At 43.6% G+C, this 23653-nt stretch carries 19 protein-coding genes, 1 tRNA gene and 1 riboswitch; of the genes, 7 read left to right on the forward strand and 13 right to left on the reverse strand.

Annotated features, from left to right (window positions below):
• Positions 1-12 precede the first annotated feature (12 nt).
• The gene (locus PLE34_RS10090; protein ID WP_324556442.1) at positions 13-3168 is read right to left on the reverse strand and encodes a SusC/RagA family TonB-linked outer membrane protein; all 3156 of its coding nucleotides are present in this window, start codon (positions 3166-3168) and stop codon (positions 13-15) included.
• A gap of 322 nt (positions 3169-3490) precedes the next feature.
• Positions 3491-5836 carry an efflux RND transporter permease subunit gene (locus PLE34_RS10095; RefSeq protein WP_324556444.1) on the reverse strand — a complete coding sequence of 782 codons (2346 nt, stop codon included), beginning with the start codon at positions 5834-5836 and terminating at the stop codon, positions 3491-3493.
• A gap of 106 nt (positions 5837-5942) precedes the next feature.
• Between PLE34_RS10095 and recO the strand changes: the two genes are divergently transcribed.
• Positions 5943-6677 carry a DNA repair protein RecO gene (recO, locus tag PLE34_RS10100; RefSeq protein ID WP_324556445.1) on the forward strand — a complete coding sequence of 245 codons (735 nt, stop codon included), beginning with the start codon at positions 5943-5945 and terminating at the stop codon, positions 6675-6677.
• A gap of 206 nt (positions 6678-6883) precedes the next feature.
• Here the strand turns inward: recO and PLE34_RS10105 are convergent, their stop codons facing one another.
• The 7 genes from PLE34_RS10105 to bshA form a co-directional block, all read right to left on the reverse strand.
• Entirely contained in the window at positions 6884-7921 is a 1038-nt protein-coding gene (locus PLE34_RS10105) for a 2-oxoacid:ferredoxin oxidoreductase subunit beta (RefSeq protein WP_324556446.1), read from the reverse strand.
• A gap of 140 nt (positions 7922-8061) precedes the next feature.
• The gene (locus PLE34_RS10110; protein ID WP_324556448.1) at positions 8062-8769 is read right to left on the reverse strand and encodes a DUF4197 domain-containing protein; all 708 of its coding nucleotides are present in this window, start codon (positions 8767-8769) and stop codon (positions 8062-8064) included.
• A gap of 44 nt (positions 8770-8813) precedes the next feature.
• A complete protein-coding gene (locus tag PLE34_RS10115) occupies positions 8814-10124 on the reverse strand; it encodes a pyridoxal phosphate-dependent aminotransferase (protein WP_324556451.1) in 1311 nt (436 codons plus the stop codon).
• Positions 10125-10459: 335 nt separating this feature from the next.
• A tRNA-Ser gene (locus PLE34_RS10120) sits at positions 10460-10546 on the reverse strand.
• A 59-nt stretch (positions 10547-10605) separates the two neighbouring features.
• Entirely contained in the window at positions 10606-11652 is a 1047-nt protein-coding gene (locus PLE34_RS10125; RefSeq protein ID WP_324556454.1) for an asparaginase, read from the reverse strand.
• Between the two features lie 3 nt (positions 11653-11655).
• Positions 11656-12429: a TatD family hydrolase gene (locus PLE34_RS10130; protein WP_324556456.1), complete on the reverse strand. Its 774-nt coding sequence runs from the start codon at positions 12427-12429 to the stop codon at positions 11656-11658.
• Positions 12430-12474: 45 nt separating this feature from the next.
• A complete protein-coding gene (bshA, locus tag PLE34_RS10135; RefSeq protein ID WP_324556459.1) occupies positions 12475-13647 on the reverse strand; it encodes an N-acetyl-alpha-D-glucosaminyl L-malate synthase BshA in 1173 nt (390 codons plus the stop codon).
• Positions 13648-13725: 78 nt separating this feature from the next.
• Here bshA and PLE34_RS10140 point away from each other — a divergent pair, with 78 nt between their 5' ends.
• Positions 13726-14118 (forward strand): hypothetical protein, encoded by a 393-nt coding sequence (locus PLE34_RS10140; protein ID WP_324556462.1) that lies wholly within the window; start codon positions 13726-13728, stop codon positions 14116-14118.
• Between the two features lie 13 nt (positions 14119-14131).
• Here PLE34_RS10140 and PLE34_RS10145 read toward each other — a convergent pair whose 3' ends face one another.
• Positions 14132-14851 carry an SAM-dependent methyltransferase gene (locus PLE34_RS10145; protein WP_324556463.1) on the reverse strand — a complete coding sequence of 240 codons (720 nt, stop codon included), beginning with the start codon at positions 14849-14851 and terminating at the stop codon, positions 14132-14134.
• 66 nt (positions 14852-14917) lie between these two features.
• Entirely contained in the window at positions 14918-15679 is a 762-nt protein-coding gene (locus tag PLE34_RS10150) for an EI24 domain-containing protein (RefSeq protein WP_324556466.1), read from the reverse strand.
• Between the two features lie 88 nt (positions 15680-15767).
• Between PLE34_RS10150 and PLE34_RS10155 the strand changes: the two genes are divergently transcribed.
• The 3 genes from PLE34_RS10155 (at position 15768) to porT (ending at position 18078) form a co-directional block, all read left to right on the forward strand.
• Positions 15768-16373 (forward strand): DNA-3-methyladenine glycosylase, encoded by a 606-nt coding sequence (locus tag PLE34_RS10155; RefSeq protein ID WP_324556468.1) that lies wholly within the window; start codon positions 15768-15770, stop codon positions 16371-16373.
• Between the two features lie 245 nt (positions 16374-16618).
• Entirely contained in the window at positions 16619-17362 is a 744-nt protein-coding gene (ubiE, locus tag PLE34_RS10160; RefSeq protein ID WP_324556470.1) for a bifunctional demethylmenaquinone methyltransferase/2-methoxy-6-polyprenyl-1,4-benzoquinol methylase UbiE, read from the forward strand.
• Complete coding sequence (gene porT / locus PLE34_RS10165; protein WP_324556472.1) at positions 17335-18078, forward strand: type IX secretion/gliding motility protein PorT/SprT; 744 nt, start codon at positions 17335-17337, stop codon at positions 18076-18078. The genes ubiE and porT overlap by 28 nt, the downstream gene beginning before the upstream one ends.
• Positions 18079-18348: 270 nt before the next feature.
• Here porT and PLE34_RS10170 read toward each other — a convergent pair whose 3' ends face one another.
• Together PLE34_RS10170 and gyrB are read right to left on the reverse strand one after the other, a co-directional pair.
• Positions 18349-18555: a hypothetical protein gene (locus PLE34_RS10170; protein ID WP_324556474.1), complete on the reverse strand. Its 207-nt coding sequence runs from the start codon at positions 18553-18555 to the stop codon at positions 18349-18351.
• Between the two features lie 106 nt (positions 18556-18661).
• Positions 18662-20644 (reverse strand): DNA topoisomerase (ATP-hydrolyzing) subunit B, encoded by a 1983-nt coding sequence (gyrB, locus tag PLE34_RS10175; protein WP_324556477.1) that lies wholly within the window; start codon positions 20642-20644, stop codon positions 18662-18664.
• A gap of 103 nt (positions 20645-20747) precedes the next feature.
• On the opposite strand from gyrB, the gene PLE34_RS10180 reads away from it, so the two are divergent.
• The gene (locus PLE34_RS10180) at positions 20748-21704 is read left to right on the forward strand and encodes a helix-turn-helix domain-containing protein (protein ID WP_324556478.1); all 957 of its coding nucleotides are present in this window, start codon (positions 20748-20750) and stop codon (positions 21702-21704) included.
• 96 nt (positions 21705-21800) lie between these two features.
• Positions 21801-22053: riboswitch (cobalamin riboswitch) on the forward strand.
• 141 nt (positions 22054-22194) lie between these two features.
• The coding region (locus PLE34_RS10185) for a TonB-dependent receptor plug domain-containing protein (RefSeq protein ID WP_324556480.1) at positions 22195-23653 on the forward strand (1459 nt) is incomplete at its 3' end.

Genomic DNA, 23653 nt, shown 5'->3' on the forward strand with positions numbered 1-23653 from the left:
AGTTCATACAGATTAGAAAGTAATTTTCAGGTTAACTCCCATTCTCCTGGTTGTAGGTGCCGCTGAAAATTCAAATCCCTGAATTGAATTTGAATAGGTACTTACTTCAGGATCAAAGTTTGAAGACCGTGGAACGTTGGGAGCATAATGCCACAGGTTTCTTCCTGAAACACTTAACGTAGCGCTGCCGATGGGAAATTTGGCAAAAAGGCTTTTAGGCAAATTATATCCAAATGTAAGCTCCCGGAAATGATAAACAGTGGCATCATATATAGACCATTCATCCTGCCCGTTGATGGCAAAAGTACCTGCAGTACCTCCACCCGAGAAAAATAAATCATTAGTGCTCAAACGGGTAGCGTTCCTAATGGGCTGGCCTTTATCATCCAGTAAAGGAACCAGGTCATCTGCATCGCCATATACCCCGGGAATGATCCACGAGGTTTCCCTTTCTTCTGTATCTTTTAATACCCCGCGTCCCAGCATTGAGTTTAAAGTAATTGAATACAAATCGCCGCCCTTGGTCATATCAAAGACAGCATTCAAAAAGAACCCTTTATACGTTATGGTATTAATTAACCCGGCTTTAAAGTCAGGATTGGGATTGCCGATCATTGCCGGTTCTTTAGCATTAAGTACCATTCCGGTGCTCGGGTCAATCAGCAAATTGCCATTATCATCTCTAGCGCTGATTGATCCCCTGATATAGCCATAGGGTAATCCCGGCTCAAAATAGGGCCCGATATCAGTGAAAACGCCACCGCGGCTTAACCTTAAAAGTCCTTCAGACAAGCTCTCTACCGTTGATTTTATTTTGGTAAAAGTTCCCCTGATCTCCCAGTTAAAGTTCCTTGTACTTACAGGCGTGCCGTGCACTTCTATTTCCCAGCCCTTATTGCTAATAGATCCAAAATTAGCGTAAGCTGTTTCATACCCCGTTGAAGCAGGCACATCTATAGGCGCAATTTGATTGGTTGATCTCTTATCAAAATAGGTTACATCAAAACCAAATCTTCTTTTAAAGAACTCAAGATTTGCTCCAAACTCATATTCTGTAGTAAATTCAGGCTTAAGCGTGGCATTAGCTGCTGAAACTGAAGCGGAGGCCAGTGCCTGTCCCAGAAATGGATCTCCCACTACATATGTATCCTGCAGGTAATAGGGGTCGGCATCTCTGCCCACTTTAGCCCAGGCTGCGCGAATCTTTCCGTAGGAGAATACATCACCCTGGATATTCAATGCGTCTGAGAAAACGAAGGAAGCAGATGCAGAAGGGTAAAAATAGCTCCTGTTCTCCTTTGGAAGTGTTGACGACCAGTCATTTCTTCCGGTAAGGTTCAGGTAAAGATAGTTCCTGTATCCTAAAGTTAGATCCGCAAAGGTTCCCCACAACCGCCTGATAGAAGAATTAGTGGCGTTAATGGTCTTGTCTTTGGTATTTGCTAAGGTATATATACCAGGAGCAATTATCCCTTTTCCGTTTACTTCTGATTCTCTGTATGTTCTTTGGTTTACGTTATGTCCAATAATTGCTTTGATCGAAAAATCCTCATTTTTTAATCTGGGAGTGATATTTATTAAAAAATTGGACTCTATAGACTGGATACGGTAATTTCCCTCAACAATGTTCCCTATTCCTTCCGCGGCGCGGGAGCCTATATCCGTAATTTCAAGCCGGTTGGCATTATAGGTGTTCGTTCCTATCTGATAGGATGCGCTTAACCACCTGTTTATATCATAATCAAGCGATAAGCCGGCTATATACCTGTCGGTTTTGGTAGTGATGGTATTGTGCTCATTTGCCCATCTCGGATTATCATATTGCGCTTTACTGGTAGATACCGGTAATCCGTTAGCATCTTCATAAGGCAGGTTTAAATCCCAGTTCCTTGCCAAAAATAAAGAACGTGCAAAAGAGGAAGACACTCCATCAATCTGGTTTTCACCAAACATGCTGCCTTTTTGTCCCGTATTGCCATAACTAAAGTTTCCACGAATGGTAAGTCCGTTCTCTAATTTAGTAACCCCTCCTATCGCAATATTGTTTCTTTTGAAATTAGAGCTGGGAACATAACCACTATGCTGTAAGGTGGTTGCGGTAGCGCTGAGCGACGACCTTTCATCTCCGCCATTAACAGATATTGAGTTTTCGGTAACCACCCCTGTTTCAAACAGGTCTTTTACGTTATTGGGGTACGCCCTATAAGGCACATTTGCTCCGAACATATCGGGGAAAGCATTTAAATAATCCGGCCATGTGGGGATAGAATCTCTTGTGCCAAATTTTTGTCCCCAGGATCCATTTGCTGCTGAATACGTAAAAGCAGAACCAGCACCATAACTATTTTGATATTCAGGAAGATTGGCTACGTTTTCAAACGACAAAGAACTGCTGTAAGTAACTTCCGTTCCTTTCTTTGATCTTCCGGCAGAGCCTGATTTTGTTTTAATAACCAAAACACCGTTAGAGGCCCTGGAGCCATAGAGTGCAGCAGCAGCAGAACCCTTCAGGACTGAAATAGACGCAATATCATTAGGATCTATTGAAGAAAGCCCGTTCTGGTAGGCGCCGCCACCTTCAAGCTGGTGCGATGTAACAAGCTGAGAGTTGTCGTAAGACACCCCATCCACAATGATCAGGGGTTCATTACTTCCAAAGAAGGAAGTGTATCCACGAATATTAACACGTGTGGCTGCACCCGGTGTACCCTCTCCCTGGCGGATATCAACACCCGCTACTTTGCCCTGCAACCCTTTTAGCATGTCGGGTTCAGAGTTTTGAACCAGCGTACCCGGACTAACTTTTGTTACCGAATACCCGAGCGCTTTTTCTGCCCTGCTAATACCCACAGCCGTAACCACCACTTCCTGCAGGTTGGCTGCGGGCTGTAAGGTGATGCCCAAAACATTCTGATTACCTACCCGTACCTCCTGCTCTTCAAAGCCGGCGGCACTTACTGTAAGCACGTCATTGGAACCTACCACAATGCTAAAGTTTCCATCCTGGTCTGCAGCAACTCCTGTAGTGCTCCCCTTTATCGTTATTGTAGCAAAGGGAACCGGGCCACCACTTTCGTCTGTTACGCGTCCTGTTACGGTTTTTGTTTGAGACCAGGCTATTACCGAGCATAGTAATAGCATAGCCAGCAGTGATAAAATTTTTCTCATGTTTTTTGTTTTAAATGAAGCTGCAAAGATACAGAGAATTGAGAAAATAAATTTTTTGTTAAATCTCTCAGATTTAACCCTGTATACAGTTTCAGACAACAATCCATAAGGTTTTGCTGCTTTTTTTAAAGCCCCGGAAGAGGCAAAATATTCAATATTTAAAATATTATTATTTTTTATAATTTATAGTGAACTAATTAATAATTTTATAGTAAGCAATGCCTGTAAGATATGACATCATGGCAATTGCATTTATTGCTTTCTATAGATAGGTAATTCCAGTATCGTGCTATGCAGCCCTTAACAGGTTCTTGCGAAAAACTCAAATAGGTCTCGCCTGCTTTGGCCGGTGTAAAACAACCAATAATACCGGTAATAACACCAGGTTGGTTATTGTAGCGGAAAGAAGGGTAAGTGACGTAAGCCACCCAAGCGCTTTGGTGCCACCGAAACCGCTGAAAATAAAAATGCTGAATCCCGCAATTAATACCAGGGAGGTATAAATAATACTGATGCCTGTATGATGGATAGTTTGCAGGATAGTAGGTTTAACCATATTATTATTAGCCGGTAATTCCTGACGGTAATTAACTAAAAAACGAATCGTTACATCTATAGCAATACCCAAAGCAATGCCGAATATTAAAACTGTTGATGGTTTAAGCGGAATGCCTGCCCATCCCATAATACCGGCGGTAAGCATGAGCGGAACAATATTAGGGATCAGGGAGCAGATCAATATTCTTACCGATTTAAAAAGATAGAGCATGCAGAGGGCTATCAGTAAAAATGCCCACATGATGCTTTCCTGTAGCCCGCTTATAATGAAACGGCTTCCTTCCAAGAACGTAACGCTGGTACCGGTAAACTGTACATTGTATTTTGTTGAGTCAAAAAGCACATCCGATCTTTTTTTGATATCGTCTAATATGGGCGGCAGCTTTTTGCTTCCCACATCAGCCATGTTAACGCTAATACGGGTTTTTTGCCGGGTACTGTCCATAAAAGCGTTCATAAGCTGCTGAAATGTATTTGTACTACCGGCACTGTCGCTGCCTTTATTCACTTTCAGGTAGTCATTCACAAATGCCCCATCAAAAGCATTAGGCAGGGCATAGTTGGCGCTATCTCCATCATAAAACCCCTGCTTCGCAAATTTTAATGCTTCAACAAGCGATAAAGGCCGGGCCATTTCGGGCCTGGCGGCAATGTACTGTGAGAGTGAATCTATTTTCTGAAAAATATCCAGCGCCTTCATACCCACAAAGCCGTATTTCTTTTTTGTATCTACAATAATCTCTAAGGGCATAATGCCTTTAAAATGCTTTTCAAAAAACTTCAGATCAGTATAAATTTTATCGGTTTGGGGTATATCATCAACCATATGCCCTACCGATACCAGCCGGAACATACCTGAAATGGAAAATATAATAATCAAACCGGTAACCATATAAATCGTCCTGGTATGATTGAATACCCATTTCTCCACCAGGGTAAGCACGTTATCCAGCCACTTTGTTTCGAGGTATTTTACATGTTTGATTTTAGGGGCAGGTAAATAGCTCAGCGCCGCGGGAATAGCAGCCAGTGAAATAAAAAAGATAGCCATTATGCTAATGCCCGCTACCATGCCAAACTCCTTTAATATGGCGCTTTTGGTTAAAGCAAATACAGCAAACCCGATAGCGGCTGAAATATTACAAAACAGGGTTACAATACCCATGCGGCCTACCATTTCCACGAGTGCACTCTGCTTTTCGCCCGTATTAAGCCATGCCGTATGATATTTATTCAGAAAGTAAATACAATTGGGGATACCAATGACTACGATCAGCGGAGGTATTAATGCCGTTAGCAAGCTGATGTTATATCCAAAAAGGTGCATGATGCCCATGCTCCATATTACACCTGTTATTACTACTCCCAATGACAGTACCGTAGCGCTTACCGACCTGAAGAACAGCATGAGGATTACAGCAGAAATTAAAACGGAGCCAATCAGGAACCAGCGCATTTCCTTTTCTACCTTAATGGCCATATTGGTGCGTATGAGCGGTAGCCCGCTGATATGTATTTCAATATTATGCTTTTCACCAAAATCGTAAGCAAGCGACTCAATTTGTGCAATTACTTTTTCCCTTGCTTTGGAGCCCAGTACCTCTTTGTTGATGCGTACGCCAATAAGGTAGGCCTTCGTTTCAGGATTGTACAGCAACCCTTTATAAAAAGGGAGGGAATAAAAAATATCAACAGCGCTGTCAATGTCGTGCCGGGATAATGTTTGTTGAGGGAACACCGGTTTTACATCTAACTTTTGGGTACTGTTGTTTTTAACGAGATCAACCGCCCCGGCCACGCTTAGTACGCCTTCTACTTTATCTATCGCTTTTAATGCTTTACACAACCCGGCGTAATCATTAAATACCTTTTCTTCAAACAGACTATCCGTTTTGCAGCCAATAACCAGCATATTACCATCATCACCAAACTGTTCTTTAAAATCAAGGTATTGTTTATACAGCGGGTTATCCACAGGGATGGTTCTCACAAACTCGTAACTGATACTTACCTTCAAAGCATGATACAGCATGAAGGCTGTGCTAACCAATAATACAACTAAAAGTGCCAGGCGATAACGCAATACAAACTTCCCGATCTTTTGCCACATGATGTTGCAGTTGAATTTTACGAAAATGCAAAGAAACTTATTTTTTGGGGGGCATCGCTGTTTTTTTAAAATGGAGCTTTATATCTTAGCTTTACCCTTCAATTATATGGTTCATACCACAAAGGGCATCGTGCTGCGTACTGTTTCCTATGGCGAAACCTCGGTGATAGCGCTGTTGTATACCGAATTGTTCGGACTACAGTCCTACATCGTTAATGGCCTGCGCAGTGCTAAAAAATCTTCCGTAAAAAGCAATTTGTTTCAGCCTTCCGCTATTCTCGAAATGGAGGTGTACCATAATGAATTAAAGAACCTGCAAAGAATAAAGGAAGTAAGGTGGCATTATCTTTACCAGCAGGTTTTTTTTAATATACCCAAAAATGCCGTAGCGCTTTTTATAACAGAGTTACTGCAAAAAGTGATCAGGCAACCTGAACACAATCCCGATCTGTATAACTTTATTGAAGATGCGTATATACAATTAGACAGGGCGGATACCAGGGTTACCGCGGGTTATCCTTTATTTTTTGCCCTGCACCTCACTTCGTTTTTTGGTTTTGGTATAAGAGATGAATACACGTCACAAAAGAAAATATTAGACCTCCGTGAAGGAGAATTCGTGAAAGCGCTTCCCGTACACCCTTATTACATAGAAGAACAAGCCAGTGCTGTTATATCACAACTGCTAAAGGTGATGCATCCCTACGAACTGCATAATATTAACCTGCCCCTTACTGTTAGACGGGAGCTGCTTGAGTATATATTACAATTTTACGCTTTGCATATACAGGATTTCGGAACAATGAAAACACTTCTCGTGCTGCAGGAAATACTGGCATAGAAGGATACAAAGCAGCAGGAACCTTAAATCCGAAGCAGGAAATTCGAAATCCCAAATACAATCATAAACTACAAACGATAAACCACAAATCAAAAACGCGGAAGAAGGCTATCAGCTATGAGCAGCGCAAAAAAAGGCACTCAGCCAATCGCTAAGAGTTAACCGCCGATAGCTCACACCTGACTGATACTTTATCGCTGCAATCCCTATGCTATTTCCCAAACCTCCCTTCCTCTTAACAGCTTATCTAAATCGCCCCGGCCCTTAGCGGCTATCGCTTCTTCTATCTGCATTGCCATTACATCTTCATAACAGGCTCTTTCCGTTTCATAAAAAACACCAAAAGGACGTGGCAAATGCCCTTCTGCGGAAGGGTCATCAAACATCCTTACAAGAACCTGTGCTTTATAAAAATCCTTTTCATCGTGTATCCAAAGATCGTCTTCATTTAAGCCATTACCCAGTTCAACGGCAACCGGCTTAAAGCCATCTAATTTTATGCCTTTGTTCTTCGCGGCACCAAATATCAGCGGCTTTCCCTGTTCCAGAAAAATGGATTGTTCGGGTTTGGAACTTTTATCCGTGAACATTTCAAAAGCGCCGTCATTAAAAATGTTGCAGTTCTGGTATATTTCTAAAAAGGAGGCGCCTTTATGGGCGTGGCTGCGTACCAGCATCTCCTGCAAATGCTTTGGGTCGCGATCCATACTGCGGGCAACAAAAGTAGCGTCTGCTCCCATGGCCAGCGCCAGCGGGTTAAAGGGGTGGTCTATACTGCCTAAGGGGGTTGATTTGGTAATTTTATGCTGTTCGGAGGTAGGCGAATATTGCCCTTTGGTTAACCCGTATATCTGGTTATTGAACAATAACATGTTTACGTCAAAATTACGGCGTAACAAATGAATGGTATGATTGCCGCCAATACTCAGGGCATCCCCGTCACCCGCAACGATCCATACACTCAGCTCCGGCCTTGAAGCCTTTAAACCGGATGCAATGGCAGTAGCTCTTCCATGAATGGAATGCATTCCGTAAGTATTCATATAATAGGGAAAGCGCGATGAACAACCAATACCTGAAATAATGACTATATTTTCCCTGGGAACGCCTATGCCGGGCATTACTTTCTGTACCTGCGCTAATATGGAATAGTCACCACAACCCGGGCACCATCTTACTTCCTGGTCGGTAGTAAAATCCTTTGCGGTTAACGTGGGTTGGGAAGAAAGGGCTGTTGTACTCATGATCATTGAAATAACAGCAAAATTAAGACTATACGATCACAATGTGCCCCCAAACGGCTTCCCTTATGGTAACATTCTCCTAAAATCGTAAATGGAAAACAAAAGCAGGTGCCAGCCCTGCAGATTGACCTGGCTGTGTTTTATTGCCGGGTATTGCTGCCAAAAACTTTTTTGAGCAGGTCGGTTACCCTTGCGGCAGGGTCTTGCCTGATCTTCAGCTCCTCCTGTCCTACTTCATAAAAAATCCCTGCCAGCGATCTTTCAGTAACATAGGCAGCCAGGTTGGTATTTACCGGGTTAGCTGCAAATTTATTATATGCCGTAAATACATCATTCCAGTATTTGGTAGCGTCTACCTTCGTTAATGCTTTTTCAATAACAGGGCGAAAAGCATTGGTCAAAGGAAGCGTGGTTTTACCCCTGAAATAATCGGTAGCTGCATAATCTCCGCCTTTTAGTATGCCAAGGGCATCCGTAATGGTCATTTCTTTGATAGCATTAACAAAAATAGGTGTAGCAGATTTGGCCGCATCCTCGGCGGCCCTGTTCATCGAGAGCACAGCTTTATCCACGAGGCTGCCCAGCCCGATATTTCTTAACGTGCTTTCTACTTTCTGAGCTTCTTCCGGCATCAGTATCTTAACGGCGGCATTGCTAAAAAACCCATCGGCCGCTGCCAGTTTTCCGGTACCGTTTTGCGTTCCGATGCGCAGGGCTTCTTTTAGGCCGGACGCTATTTCGGCAGAAGTTAAACCGGTTGAGCCGGTATTCATTCCGCTTAACACCTGCTGCGCGGTTTCGCAGCCGGTTAGTAAACAAAACGCGGCGATTGTTAGTAGTACTTTCATAAAAGTTATTGCAGGTTTTTGAAAAGGATGGTATGGTAATAAAACTATTTCAGTTTACGCAATGCCAGAGCCAGTGAGTTAAGCATGGCATCAATTTCTTCTTTTTTACAGGCTCCCACGCTTAGCCGGTACCAACTGGAATCTTTTGACGCGCCGAATGCATAGAACGGAACGAGGGCAATACCCGCTTCATTGAGCAGGTAGCCGGTAACATCTTTTTGCTGCTCAAGCAGGTGCTCCGAGGCTGTTTTCATGCCTCTCGCTGTTATCCTAACGGTAAGATAAATGGCCGCCTGGGGCGCAATGGCATCCACCGGCAATCCTTCCGCTTTCAACCGCATAAAGCCATCGTATATGCTTTGCAGCCGGAGTGATATTTCGGCTTTAAAGTGCTGCAGGTAATTATTAACTTCATCGTATTGCAGCAGGAACCGGGCTACCGCTTTTTGCTCCGCCATAGGCGCCCAGGCGCCTACATGCGAAAGGATGGCTTTCATTTTGCTCATGATCGCCTCCGGCCCCATAGCCCACCCTACTCTTACACCTGTGGCAGCAAAGCATTTGCTTATGGCATCAATGTAAACCGTATAGGCTTTCATTTGCGGGCGGAGGGATACCGGGTCGTAATGCCGGATATCGCCATACGTAAGCTGCCAGTACATTTGATCGTACAACACATATAGCTTTTTTTCTCCTGCCCCACGTCTTTTATTTTCTTCCAGTACCATATCGCAAATAGCCTCAAGCGCCTCCTTGGTAAAAGTAGTGCCTGTTGGATTTTGGGGCGAGCAAAGGGCTAATATTACCGCATCTTTAATATGCGGTGCGATATCTGCTGCCGTTGGCATGAAATTATTTGCGGCGCCGGCTTCTACTTCGCAATGAATGCCTTCAACAAAATGCGTATAATGATTGTTGTTCCAGGAAGGAACGGCGTAAATGATCTTATCGTCTTTATCAGCGATCGTTCTAAAAAAGGCGTAGATCAGCGGCCGTCCACCGGATGCTACCAATATTTCGGAGGTATTGTATACCAACCCTTCTTTCTGCTGCAGGAAAGCCGCAATAGCTTCCCGAAGGTCAACATTGCCTTCTGCCGCCGGGTAATTGGTATAATGTTTACGGTAAGCGGCTATAATTTCATTCTCCAGCTCTTTTGGGATGGGAAAAATGTCAGGATCAAAATCGCCAATCGTAAAATTGTATATTTTTTCTCCCTGTTTTATTTTCTCCCGTATTTCACCACCCAGTTTAACGATTTCCGAGCCAATTAAGGTTTCTGCAAGCTGCGAAAAATGCTCCTCAGGCGTAACGGTGTCCTGAACCAATTCCTGCTGTTGTGCTTTACTTTCCATATTGCGCAAAATTACCTCCTGCAAAGAGAGGAGCCAAGATTATTTTGAGGGGGGTATTCGGTAATGACTGAGAATGAAGTCACATATAAAAACCTGCCTACGCTTTGCAGCAGCCGTAGCTTTACCGCAGGCTGCAAAGCTTCGGCGGACGAAGGCGGAGAGGGTGGGATTTCTTTCAGTGATCCCCAACGCCTGCGGCGGGCGGGCTTAAGCCGGTAAATGACCGTTCGCTTCGCTCACTTCCATTTTTGTTTCCACTCACTTTGCAAAGCAGACTTTGCACGCTCGTGAAAACAAAAATGCCCCGCTGATGCGCGGGGTCATTTACTGGCTTGCGGAGAGGGCGGGATTCGAACCCGCGATACAGTTTCCCGTATACACACTTTCCAGGCGTGCTCCTTCAACCACTCGGACACCTCTCCTTTTTTTGAAGGACTGCAAAAATAGCATTATTAGCCATTGGCCTCAAGCATGGATACATTTATTTTTCCGTAAGCTCCCCTTTTAAAGAAGTTTCTAATAGTTGCCTTACTTTTTCTGCGGTCAGCCCCTGTTGTCCCAGTAATACCATCAATTTGGTAACTGCCGCTTCAAAAGTTATGTCGTGCCCGCTAACAACCCCTGCTTCCAGGAGATGCGCGCTGGTTGCATAGCGTCCCAACTCCACCGATCCGCCATCACATTGCGTTCTGTCTAACACGATCACACCCTCATGAATGGCCCGTTTCAGCTCAGCTATAAACCACGGCGCCGTAATCGTATTTCCATTACCAAAAGCTTCCAGGATCACTGCTTTTAACCCGGGCGTTTCCAAAAGAGCATGTACCACAGCGGTTGTAATGCCGGGAAACATTTTAAGCACGGCTATATTGCCATTTAACCGGGTATTAATATGGAAGGGCTGCTGCGGGTGTTGCAGGATGAGGTGGTTATTATATTTTATATCTATCCCCGCTTCAGCCAACGGGGGATAGTTCAGCGAATTAAACGCCTCAAATTTTTCTGTATTATATTTTTTCGTGCGGTTTCCCCTGAACAAATAATAGTCGAAGTAAATGCATACTTCCGGCACCAGCGCTTTACCATCTTTTTTTGCCGCGGCAATTTCCATAGCAGTAATAATATTTTCCCTGGCATCGGTTCGTATTTCGCCTATAGGTAACTGGGAGCCGGTAAGAATTACGGGCTTACCTAAGTTATCAAGCATAAAGCTCAATGCCGAAGCGGTAAAAGCCATGGTATCGGAGCCATGCAGTATAATGAAGCCGTCATAATCTGCGTAACGGGAATAAATAATATCCGCCAGCTCAATCCAAATCTCCGGCGACATATTGGAAGAGTCTATCGGCGGATGAAAAGCGTGCATATCAAAGGTATACCCCAGTTTGGCGATCTCCGGTATATGGTATTTTATTTCGCGAAAACCCATAGGAACCAAGGCGCCTGTGGCATTGTCAAAAGCCATCCCAATGGTACCCCCGGTATAAATGATGAATAATTTTGCGCCGGGCGAAGAAGCAGCGGACATATTTTAACCCTTATTTTGAAAAACGAAAGTAGCATTTGCGGTGGTGATCCGCGCAATTTCTTCGGGAGAAGTGTTTTTGATTTCCGCCAATGCCGCTATAATGTATTTTAAATACCCGCTTTCATTTCTTTTGCCGCGTTTGGGCACGGGCGCCAGGTAAGGTGCATCGGTTTCCAGCACTATGTGGTCAAGACTGATATGCTTTAGCACTTCGGGCAGCCCCGATTTTTTATAGGTAAGCACGCCCCCGATGCCGAGGTAAAAGCCAAGGGAAATGATCTGCTCCGCTTCTTCCCGGCTTCCGCCAAAGCAGTGAAAAATCCCTTTCAGCGCGCTGCCTTTGTATTCCGATACCACGTCAATACATTGCCGCATGGCATCTCTTGTATGTATTACTATGGGTAACCCGTATTGCAGCGCCAATGCTGTTTGCCGCCGGAATGCTTCATACTGCTCTCTTTCAAAAGTCCGGTCCCAGTAAAAATCAAGTCCTATTTCACCAACGGCCGCAAAGCTCCTTTTTTGTAACCAGCTTTCTACTGCCTGTAATGCTTCTTTATAATCCGCATTAACGGAGCACGGATGCAACCCCATCATAGCGATACAAACACCGGGGTATTTTGCTTCTAACTGCAGCATCGCTTCAATGGAAGAACGATCAATATTGGGAAGAAAGAATTGCCGGACACTTTCCTGCTGCGCATTCGCAATTACCTGTTCTATATCATTTTCAAATTCCTCCGCATACAGGTGGCAATGGGTATCAATAATGGTCATGGTTTTTCTTTACGTCTCCGTTTTGATATTTATCGCTTTGCCTTTTCACTTCTGTGCTTCAATTACTTCATTCTCTTTATGCTTTCCTTTACAAAACCCTTCATACAATCTTTCATACAAATGTTCATATTGTGGCACAATACGGGTAATATCGAAGTTCTCTGCCTGTTTTTTTGCATTAGCTTTAAACCTGTTAAATGTATTTTCATCTTTCAAAATATCTATAGCATACCGGGCCATTTGATCCGTATCTCCCACATTCCCCATAAAACCATTTTCTCCCGGTGTTATAATTTCGGGCAAACCGCCTACATTGGTAGACACTACAGGCGCCCCGCCGGCCATGGCTTCCAGCGCCGACAGACCAAAGCTTTCGTATTCCGACGGCAGTAAAAACAGGTCGGCTATAGCAAATATCTCTTCCATATCCTGTTGTTTGCCTACAAAGCGTATTACGTCGCACAAGTTCAATTCCCTGCATAACGCTTCGGCCATAGGCCTTTCCGGGCCATCGCCTACCAGTAACAGCCTGGACGGTATAACATCGTTCAGTTTTTTGAAGATGTGAATAACATCGTCTATGCGTTTTATTTTCCTGAAATTAGAAGCATGTAATACGATGCGCTCATTATTAGGCGCAATTACCTTACGGAAAGCGTCAATAGGCTTTTTACTGAAGCGCTGCACATCCACAAAATTGTAAATCACTTCTATATCCTTTTCAATCTTAAACGTGCGGTAGGTTTCTTCTTTCAGGTTTTCCGACACGGCAGTTATGGCATCGCTTTGGTTGATGGAAAAGGCAACTACTGGCGCATAGGTTTTATCGCGGCCTACCAGGGTAATATCCGTACCATGCAGCGTGGTAATTACCGGCACATATTTATTCTCCTTCTGAAGTATCTGTTTGGCCATATAGGCGGCAGAAGCATGCGGAATGGCATAATGCACATGCAAAAGATCGAGCTTGTTATTTTTTACCACGTCAACCAAAGTGCTGGCCAATGCCGATTCATAGGGAGGATAATCAAACAAAGGATAGGTGGGAACTCTTACTTCATGATAGAACATATTAGCCCTGAAGCCTGTAAGGCGTACAGGCTGGCGGTAGGTTATAAAATGTACATTGTGATCCTTATCAGCAAGCGCCATGCCCAGTTCCGTGGCCAAAACACCGCTTCCGCCAAAAGTAGGGTAGCAAACGATTCCTATATTCATGTGTTTATTTTATGGTAAAGGTTAAGCGAAGGTAATTATTCAGCTACATTTACTAAATTGTTGTTTCAAACACCATGTATGAAAAAATTCCTTCGTATTTCATTGTTGCTGATAGTAGTTGTGTTGGCCATATTTATTTATGTGCGTTATTATTTTGTTCTGGGAGAAGGAGTGAAATCGGGTGAGCTGAACTATTGCGTAAAAAAGGGATATGTATTTAAGACCTACGAAGGAAAGCTCATTCAAACAGGTATCCGCTCCCTGTCTCCCAATACCATACAGTCTTACGATTTTGAATTTTCAGTAACCAATGAAAACGTAGCCAGAACATTGATGTCCAATTCGGGAATGGTATTCGACCTGTACTACAGGGAATATAAAGGAGCGCTTCCCTGGCGGGGATTCAGCCGGTACATAGTAGATAGTATTGTGGCCATGAAAGATCCCAGAACAGGCAACCTTGTACGGTAATTGTACGCCGGTTTTAACTTTCGCCCACTATAAAGATTGCCGGCTTTTTATGAAGATCGGGCTTATCTTTTTTCCATTCGGCAATCGTTCTCGTTTTAATATACTCTTCCGGAGCAGTAAGGGATACCGCTATACATAAGCGGGTAAAGGGATTGCAGGTTTTAAGGAGGGTGTCGAGCAATTGATTGTTCCGGTATGGCGTTTCAATAAATATTTGTGTGCAATGTTTTGTAACCGCTTCGTTTTCTATCGCCTTTACCGCCTTTGCCCTCGCTGCATTGTCTACCGGTAAATAACCGGCGAACCTGAAATGTTGCCCGTTCATACCGCTGGCCATCAATGCCAGAATAATTGAATTAGGACCTACCAGCGGCTTCACCCATGCGCCGGCAGCCTGGGCGGCTTCAACTAAAACTTGACCGGGATCGGCAATGCCCGGACAACCTGCCTCGCTAATAATGCCTACCGTTTTGTTATGCTTTAATGCCGCTGTAAAAACAGACCGTACGGCTTTTTCTGTTTTATGAATAGTATGCCATTCGTAATCGTCAATCACCATCTCTTTCCAGATGCGCTTTAAATAGCGGCGGGCGGTTCTTTCATTCTCAACAAAAAAAACGGAGCAGCATTTTACGGCATCAACAATATAGGCGGGTATAGCATCTATTCCCTGCTCATCAATTACAGAAGGGATTAAATAAACGGTTCCATTACTCGTGGGGGATATAATCATTATTTTGGATTTGAAATTAGAAATTTAAGATTTGAAATGCGAAAGAACCTTCAAATCCTAAAAGTATTATTCCCCTTCTTTGGGATGATAGAGGCTGAGCGTTGCCGCTATTACGGCATAGGCAGGAGCCAGAACCCAGCCAATGCCAATCAGTCCATGCATCAGGTAAAATATAAGTCCGTTGCCGATAGCAAGACCTTTATGCTTGCCTATGAACTCAATGCTTTGTCCGGGAGAAAGTTTTTGCCGTTCACAACTGTAGTCCAGCATGGAAAATCCATAATAATAACACTCTATCAGTAAAACAACTAACGGGGTTATCCAGCCCACTATGGGCACAAAAGAAATGATAAGCAGGGTAAAAGTATATACGGTTTGCCACAAAACGTTGCGCATGGCCAGCTTTATACCCCGCACCATATCCTTCATCAACTGCGGAAAACTGAAAGGGTATTCCTTTCCTTCAATAATGGATTCCGTTTTTTCACTCAGGTAACCAAACAAAGGCGAGCCTGCAATCAGCCATATGTATTTGAACCAGGAGAAATACAGCATGATGAGGATAAGCCATATCATTATCCCTCCCAATGCAAAGAAAAAGCCCAGCAGGCTGCTTTGCATTTTATCTACCCATGCTTTTAACCCGGTTTTAATGCTCAGCAGCTCAATAACATGCGTGGCGCTTTTGCCAAAAAAATACATGCCCACCACGAACAATACCGCATAAATTAAACCCGGTATTATAATCCATTTCCACAGGTTGTGCTTGCGAATAAACTGGTGTGCTTTAAAATAAGACTGAACAGCTATTATGATCTCTTTAAGCAAATGGATTATTTTAAACGATTTTAGTAAACTTGCCGCTACAACGCTCAATGATCAAACTTAATGAAATTCTTTTGCTTAATTTCCCCTGATGAAGAAACTGGATTATAATTTTTACAATCGTCCCAACGTAGTGAAAATTGCCAGGGAATTATTAGGCAAGGTATTAGTTACGGATTGGGGAAGCGGATTAACATCGGGGAGGATTGTTGAAACGGAGGCTTACAATGGCATAACAGACCGCGCTTCGCATGCCTATAATGGCAGGCGAACTGCACGTACAGAGGTAATGTTTAATGACGCGGGCAAGGGATATGTGTATTTATGCTATGGCATCCACCATTTGTTTAATGTGGTTACAAACGTTAAAAACACTCCTCATGCCATATTAATAAGAGCGGTAGAGCCATTGCAGGGCATAAACATTATGCTGCAAAGAACAGGAAAGCGAAACCCGGACCGCACCCTAACCTCCGGCCCGGGTAATGTATCCAAAGCTCTTGGCATCCTTACCCGGCATAGCGGTGTAAATCTTATTGATAACACAATTTTCATTGCCGATGACGGATTTACGCTTCAGCAAAAAGATATCATCGCCACCCCGCGCATTGGAGTGGATTATGCGGGCGAAGACGCGTTGCTGCCCTACCGGTTTTTTATCAGGAATAATATATATGTAAGCGGAAGAAGACATTGATTTTTGTTTTGATACTGGTCTTCAACATATAGGCACAATAGGATCATAGGAAAACATAAGGTTATATTAAAAACAAGGTGTACCTATATTTCTGTGCTATGTGGTAAATATTCAGAAACAGAAAGAATAACAAACTGGTTTTCATTTCCTAACATCCAAAATTCACGTTAAGAATGCGTTTAATTAGCGTTGCATACTGCATAAATCCGTATTCATCTGATTATTGTTTTACTTTTGCTCCCCGGATGACAAAATTTGACCATGATAGCGTAGTTCCCTACAAAGAATCGGCGTTAACAAAAAAACAGCAGGTAGCTGAAATGTTTAACCGGATCGCGTTTCGCTACGATTTTATGAACCGGTTCCTTTCTGCAGGTATAGATATTGGCTGGCGTAAAAAAGCTTTAAAGCAACTGGCAGAAGAAAAGCCTAAAGTTTTATTAGATGTTGCCACCGGAACGGGTGATATTGCCATCATGGCATATGAATTGCTTAAGCCTGATAGCATCATTGGCATTGATATATCGGAGAAGATGCTGGAGATAGGAAAAGAGAAAGTGTTAAAATCAGGACTGGAGCAGCATATTCAGTTGCAAAGCGGTGATAGTGAAGCAATAAACTTTCCTGAAGGTTCGTTTGATGCAGTAACAGTGGCCTTTGGCGTCCGGAATTTTGAGCACCTGGAGCAGGGACTGGAAGAAATAAAAAGAGTATTGAAGCCGGGTGGTAAATTAGTAATATTAGAATTTTCAAAACCTAAAATAACAGGCATAGCACAACTTTACAATTGGTACGTAGGGATCGTAGCGCCGCAGATGGCTTCTATTGTTTCAAACAACAGGAAGGCCTATCAGTATCTGAATAAATCGGTGCAGGGGTTCCCGGAAGGAAAAGCTTTTGTGGATATTTTAAACAACGTTGGATTCCGAAACACATCATGCAAAAAATTAAGCCTGGGTATTTGCAGTATTTATTGCGGTGTAAAATAATAGTAACGGTTATTATTGCATCTGGTTTTGTTACGCCTTCTTTTGCACAGCTTCGTGGCAATATCAATCTTCCCAATCACGACGAAAAGCCTTATTATTTTGGTATAGTGCTTGGCTACAATACTTCGCATTACCATATATCACATGCCCCATCCTTCCTGAACCAGGATAGCATACAGGGTGTAAATGGATTGAACAGCGGCCGGATCCATTTGGGGATCATGGCTAACCTGCAGCTGTCGAAGCGCTGGGATGTGCGGTTTTATCCTTTGAACCTTATTTTCAGCGAAAAGAAGTTCCGTTATGATCTTCAATACCCCGACCTGGGTGAGAGTGTCCTGCAAAAAACACAAAAAGTAGAATCCATCGTAATGAGCTGGCCTTTGCAGGTGAGGTTAAAAAGCGACCGCATCGGAAACTTCCGGGTATATACGCTTGCGGGAATAAAGTTTGATTATGACCTGGCTTCCAACTCGGGCACCTCCAACTCGGAAAACCTGTTGAAGGTGAAAAAAACCGACTTTGGCGTGGAAGCCGGGATCGGTTTTCAATTCTTTAATAAATATGTTATTGTATCTCCTGAAATCAAAATCAGCCACGGCTTAAATAATGTGCATTCCAAAGACCCTTCGCTCAAATACTCCAATGTTATAGACAAACTGAACTCCAGGATGATCCTGTTTTCATTGCATTTTGAAGGAGGAGGGCTGCTTTAGGCAAACTGCCGCTGAAGCTAATGCTTAGTAATCCTAATATGCCGTATTAGGCTGTGAAAAGTGAGGGGATAAAGGGGGCTGCCTAAAAGGCAATATTTTACTGCGAAGGCGCAAAGAAAATAAAACCAGAAGATCAGGACTTTGTGTCCCTGCCTGCAGGCTTGAGTCTTAGTGGCACACCTTCTACACCATTCCTTTTGAGGCAAACTCTTCTCACCTCTGAGGACATATACTATACAACAATATATTGCAATTAACCCGGCACCAGCGTTACCAGCCCTGTTTGGCTGTGCCCGCTTTAATAGCAGCTAATGCCTTGGCTTCACCCAGCAAAGTGGTAAGCTTATTACCCTTGCCGTCATGGCCTTGCGCCATGTAAGCCCCTTTAGAGGTTTTTGTAATTACTGCGTCCATGATCGGAACGTTCTTCTCTTTTGTTTTTACATTATATGCGGTTAAAGTTGCATTGTCTGACATAAAAATACATTTGATGGTTAGTAAAGTAATGATTTATTCTATGGATGAACAAGTAATTATTGTTCTAAGATAATAATATTTCACCATCCATAAATGCTAAAGTTATCTATATATCAAGATTTGCATATTTGGCATGAGACTCAATGAACTCTCTTCTTGGCGCCACTTCATCACCCATCAGCATGCTGAATACACGATCTGCCTCAGCCGCACTCTCAATGGTTACCCTTTTTAATGTGCGGGTTTCGGTGTTCATAGTGGTTTGCCATAACTGTTCGGCGTTCATTTCACCCAAGCCTTTATAGCGCTGTACATTAACGCTGTCGTCTTTTCCTCCGCCAATTTTTTCCACCAATGCTTTACGTTGCTCCTCTGTCCATGCGTATTCCGATTCTTTCCCTTTTTTTACCAAGTAAAGCGGGGGCATGGCAAGATATACATAGCCCTGCTCTACCAGCTCTTTCATATACCGGAAAATAAACGTAAGGATCAATGTGGCAATGTGGCTGCCGTCTACATCGGCATCAGTCATAATAATCAGCTTGTGGTAGCGGAGCTTAGATATATCCAATGCTTTGGGATCTTCCGGTGTTCCTATTTTTACGCCTAAGGCGGTAAACATATTGCGGATTTCCTCATTGTCATAAATCTTGTGCTCCATTGCCTTTTCCACGTTCAGTATTTTTCCTCTTAAAGGCAGTATGGCCTGAAAGCGCCTGTCGCGGCCCTGCTTGGCTGTTCCACCTGCAGAATCACCCTCTACCAGGAAAAGCTCACATTTTTCAGGGTCACGGTCGGAGCAGTCGGCCAATTTCCCCGGCAGTCCACCCCCTGTTAACACACTTTTGCGCTGAACCAGCTCTCTTGCTTTTCTGGCAGCCGCACGGGCCTGCGCTGCCAGTATTACTTTGGAAATAATGATTTTGGCATCTTTGGGATTCTCTTCTAAATAACTTTCCAATACCCTGCTTAAAGTGGTATCCACCACACCCATTACCTCGTTGTTACCCAGCTTGGTTTTGGTTTGTCCTTCAAACTGCGGCTCGGGAACTTTTACGGAAATAACAGCGCTCAGCCCTTCCCGGAAATCATCTCCCTCAATCTCAACCTTGGCTTTTTCAAACATGCCCTGCTTTTCTCCATAGGCTTTAAATACACGGGTAATGGAACGGCGAAAGCCCGCCACGTGCGTACCGCCTTCAATGGTATTGATATTGTTTACATAACTGAAAATATGTTCGTGAAACCCGGTATTGTACACCATGGCTACTTCTACCGACACATTGGTTACCGGCTCAAGCGCTTCACCGTATATAACTTTAGGCAGCAGCGGCTGGCGGTTGCCATTTTTATCCAGCATTTCAACAAATTCCGCTATGCCGCCTTCACTATAGAATTTTTTGCTATAGGTAATGCCATTATCATCCTTTTCCCGCAGGTCATTTAAAATAATGGTTAGCCCTTTGTTAAGAAAAGCCAGTTCCCTTAAACGGCCTTCCAGGATATCCTTGTTATAAACGGATACGATAAATATAGACTGGTCTGGCCAAAACCGAACCAGGGTGCCGGTTTTATCTGTTGTGCCTATTTCACGTACAGGGTATTGGGGTATCCCTGTATGATATTCCTGCTCAAAGATCTTTCCTTCACGGGATACCGTAACGTGCATAACAGCGCTCAGTGCATTTACGCAGCTTACCCCCACTCCATGCAATCCGCCTGAAACCTTATAGGTATTCTTATCAAATTTGCCCCCCGCATGCAATACGGTCATTACCACTTCGAGTGCGCTGCGCTTTTCCTTGGTATGCATACCTGTGGGTATGCCCCTGCCATCGTCTTCAACACTTACGGAGTTATCTTCATATATGGTAACGGTAATGTTTTTACAATACCCCGCCAACGCTTCATCTATGGAATTATCTACTACCTCATATACTAAATGGTGTAAACCTTTGGTGCTGATATCCCCGATATACATAGCGGGACGTTTGCGAACTGCTTCTAAACCTTCAAGAATTTGTATACTGTCTGCACCATAGCCGGTTATAGGAGAAGGAGTGGCCAAAGCCTGTGTTTCATTGCTCATAAATCTTTCCGAATCACTTTTGCTGATCAAAAAAAATATTCGTGCAAAGGTACTAAAATTAGGCTGCGCAGGCAATTTTAATATCCTTTTTAACGGCTAAACAATGTATATTTGCAAACTTATGCTGCAGGCGCCTAATATATTGGATTTAGCACAAAAGCATCCGGTGATGCTCAATGATTTGAATATTTTGCAGGAAAAAGAGCGTCAAACCCCGGGGGCTGTTCAATACACCATAAAACGTTACAGCCGCATACCCAAGTGGAATGCAGAAGATATGGGCATGATGGTGTATCACTATAAAAAAAACGAACCTGCTGCCAGCTATCTTGAACTGCGGTTCTGTGTGAGTGGAAATGTATATTGCAGGGGTAAGGAACAGGAATGCCTGAATTGCAGGAACGGACTCACCAAAGCCTGCTCGGAAAAGGAAGAGACCATTGATGTAATGAATTTCACCTTTTTGCCTGAACATTTGCTGCAATTCGTAAAAAATCCCCGCTCATTCGATTTCACCAATGAAGTGCTTTGCTTTAAGCACCCTTCTTCTTTTACGAAAATCCTTCCGCTCTGCAGCCGTGTGAGGGTTATATTAGAAAGCCTGTTAAACAATACATATACCGAAAGCTTCGAAAATATTTACATTAACGCACAAACCCAGATGCTGCTGCTGTACAGCTTAGAGTGCATGCTGGGAAATAAGGAAGAAGAAGCCTTTAGCTGTAAGTTCCTGGCCAATGAATCAGACAGAGACAAGATACTGAAAGCGCGGGAAGTGTTGTTGGCGCATATTGGTGAGCCCATCACCATTAAAGATCTGAGCCGTAAAGTGGCCATCAATGAATGTTACCTGAAAAAAGGGTTTAAAGAGATCTTTGGCACCACTATTTTTGATTTTTACCAAAGCCAGCGTATGGAACATGCTAAGTACCTTTTGTATGAAAAGGGATTAAGCGTAACCGAGGTGTCACTCATGCTCGGCTATTCCTCCATATCGCACTTCTCTACCGCTTTTAAAAAACATACAGGCTTAAAGCCCTGTGAATTACTGCTGAGGTAAGTGCTGAGCTGTCAGATGCCATCAGGCGAGTAGCTACAAACGATAGGTGGAAATCTCCTTCGGATTTTCTTTTTTGGTTTTTCCATTTTCCGTAATCATCTTTGCCTTGTATTTGGTTGGCGCCGCGGCGCCATTAAAAGGGAAGTCCGGTGTAAATCCGGCGCTATCCCCGTAGCTGTAAGGTTTAGTGAGTTGGGATTAGGCAATAGTCGGTGTGTATTTCTCACGCACTATTCACTATTCACCATTCACCTGTTGAATCTTCATACCACTGTGGCGCCCCAGGCGCCACGGGAAGGTGTTCAACAGTAAACCAAGCCAGAAGACCTGCCAGATCCATTTCTTAATCAAAGGGCTTTCGGGTGAAAAGCCGGAGATGAAAATGACTTAATGCATTAAGCCGTTTCTTTTCCTTTCACCATGTCCCTATTCGCTCAATTAATTAAACTCCCGCAGGGAACAGCAAATGAACAAAACACAATTAGGGCTTATGATGATGCTTGTAATGAGCAGTCATGCAGTATGGGCACAGGAAGACAGCACCCGCGCTACATCATTAAATGAAGTAGTGATCACCGCTACGCGCTTTTCCAAAAAAGTAAGTGAAACAGGCAAAGTGGTAACCGTAATCAATAAGCAGGATATAGAAAGAAGCAACGGAAAAGACATGGCGCAGTTGCTCAGCGAGCAGGCAGGTATATTGGTTAATGGCGCCTATAGCAACCCGGGAAAGGATAAGAGTATTTACCTGCGGGGCGCAGGAACAGACTACACGGTTATTCTTGTAAATGGTATTCCCATAAGCGATCCTTCCGGTACCGGCGGGGCATTTGATATCAGGATGTTTCCTCTGGAGCAGGTGGAGCGTATTGAGATCCTTAAAGGTGCGCAATCTACTTTATATGGTTCAGACGCTATCGCGGGTGTTATTAATATCATTACAAAAAAAACAATCAACAACCCGGTGGAAGCCTACGGAGGCATGGCAGCAGGTTCCTATAAAACATTTAAAGCCGATGCGGGGATAAACGGAACCGCCGAAGGATCGTCCTATAACATTGGTTTTACCCATTATAAAACGGGAGGCATTTCTGAAGCGGCCGACACCACTGCGGGTAAACTATTTGATAAAGACGGATTTACGCAAAACGCGTTCCACGCTAATTTTGATGCCCGTGTGGCAAAAGGCCTGCACGTTAAACCCTATTTCCGGTATACGCACTTTAAAGGAGGATATGATGGCGGGGCTTACACGGATGCCGACAGCAAATATGAGGCGCAATTGCTTACCACCGGCGCCCAGGCACATTACAACTTTGTCAATGGTGGTTTAACCGCTTTTTATAATTACGATGAAGTGAACCGCAGCTTTACGGAAACATATGGGGTGTATCCTTATAAAGGAAGTAAAAACAGCGCGGAACTGTATGCCCATTATTCTTTTAGCCCGCATATACAATTATTAGGAGGCATTCATTACAACAAACAAAAAATGAATGATGAAACCGCTACCCCCAAAAATCCAACGGCGGAGTTAACAAGCCCATACCTGTCTTTTTTTGTGCGCGACCTGGGCGGTTTTAACCTTGAGCTGGGCGGGCGGTACAATAAGCATTCCGCGTATGGCGATAATTTCACTTATAGCATCAATCCTTCCTATACTTTCAATAACGCGGTAAAGATTTTCGCCAATTATGCTACTGCATTTAAAACGCCTTCGCTGCAATCGCTTTACGGGCCCTTCGGCGCCAATGCTGATCTTGAGCCCGAAACCTCCGCTACAGCGGAAGCGGGTATACAAACCACTTTATTGTCGGGCATAATAGATGCAAGAGCGGTATACTTCAGGCGAACCATTGAAAATGTAATTGTATATGGGCCCTCTTTCCAACTCATCAACCTCAATAAACAAAAAGATCACGGCTTTGAATTTGAACCCACTGTTTATA

It is taken from the genome of Agriterribacter sp., assembly GCF_035445465.1.
Classification (GTDB): Bacteria; Bacteroidota; Bacteroidia; order Chitinophagales; family Chitinophagaceae; genus Agriterribacter.